Source organism: Vibrio sp. Vb0349 (assembly GCF_033338975.1).
This window is the reverse complement of the sequence record NZ_JAWOTS010000115.1, coordinates 1-1722: the sequence shown is the minus strand read 5'-3', so window position 1 is coordinate 1722 and position 1722 is coordinate 1. Positions and strand designations below refer to the sequence as shown.

General features: G+C 47.9%; 1 protein-coding gene. It reads left to right on the top strand.

The genetic code is table 11. The features are described 5' to 3' along the window. The coding region (gene ubiD / locus R7Q47_RS23695) for a 4-hydroxy-3-polyprenylbenzoate decarboxylase (RefSeq protein WP_318089580.1) at positions 1–1722 on the top strand (1722 nt) is incomplete at both ends.

Sequence of the window (1722 nt, the reverse complement as noted above, 5' to 3'; positions counted from 1 at the left end):
GTGCTGGTGGCCCTGCGCTGTTGTTTGAAAATCCAATCGGCTACAACGTTCCTGTTTTGACCAACCTGTTTGGTACGCCAGAGCGTGTCGCGATAGGTATGGGACGCGAAGACGTAAAAGAGTTACGCGAAGTCGGCAAACTGCTGGCTTATTTAAAAGAACCTGAGCCACCAAAAGGCTTCAAAGACGCATTGGAAAAACTGCCAGTATTCAAGCAAGTGTTGAATATGCCAGCCAAGCGACTGCGTAAAGCGCCATGCCAAGACATTGTATGGCAAGGTGACGAAGTCGATTTGGATAAAATTCCGGTGATGAGTTGTTGGGCGGAAGACGTAGCACCATTATTAACGTGGGGTTTGACGGTCACCAAAGGGCCGAATAAAAAACGCCAGAACCTCGGTATCTACCGCCAACAAAAAATCGCCAAAAACAAAATCATCATGCGTTGGCTAGCTCACCGTGGTGGCGCGTTAGATTTGCGTGACTGGATGGAAGCTAATCCGGGTAAGCCGTTTCCAGTTTCTGTGGCGTTTGGTGCCGACCCTGCCACTATCCTTGGTGCGGTGACGCCAGTGCCGGATACGTTATCAGAATATGCCTTTGCTGGTTTGCTGCGTGGCAGTAAAACCGAAGTGGTCAAATCCATAAGTAACGATTTGGAAGTCCCAGCAAGTGCTGAAATCGTCATGGAAGGATACATCGATCCGAACGAGTTTGCCGATGAAGGCCCTTACGGCGATCACACTGGCTACTATAACGAAAAAGAAAAGCATCACGTCTTTACCATTACGCACATCACCATGCGTAAAGACCCAATTTATCACAGTACCTATACTGGTCGTCCGCCAGATGAGCCAGCGGTATTAGGCGTGGCACTGAATGAAGTATTCGTGCCAATTCTGCAAAAGCAATTCCCTGAGATTGAAGACTTCTACCTACCGCCAGAAGGTTGTTCGTATCGCATGGCCGTTGTAACCATGAAGAAGCAATACCCAGGTCATGCGAAGCGCGTGATGATGGGAGTGTGGTCCTTCTTACGTCAGTTCATGTACACCAAGTTTGTGATTGTGTGTGATGAGTCGGTAAATGCGCGCGACTGGAATGACGTCGTCAAAGCGATGACCGAACATATGGATCCAGTGCGCGATACCTTGATGATAGACAACACGCCAATCGATTCTCTCGACTTTGCGTCGCCAGTGGTGGGGTTAGGTTCCAAAATGGGACTAGATGCGACCATCAAATGGGATGCGGAACTTGCAACACGTCCCCAAATCAGTAAGCAAGACAGTAAAGTAATAACAGAAGCCGATTTGGAATCACTGAAACAACAGCGTCCAGAGATTATTGATATCTATCTACCGCCAACAACCAATAATCGTTTTGCCGTCGTTACGATGAAGAAAGACCAAGCGGGCCAATCTCAAGCATTAATGGAATACCTGTGGGACTTCTTCGCGCAATACACCGACAACAAGTTCGTTATCTTGTGTGATGAGGACGTCAATGCGCGAGATTGGAATGACATCATTTGGGCGGTGACCACTCGTATGGATCCGGATAGAGATACCACTCGAGTATCAGGTAAGGCAGAAAGTTCATCTAAACTCGGACTGGATGCGACTAACAAGTTCGAATCTGAAGTCACGCGTGAGTGGGGTACGCCAATTAAAAAAGATCCTAAACTTGTGGCTAAAGTCGATGAGATTTGGGACCAGTTAG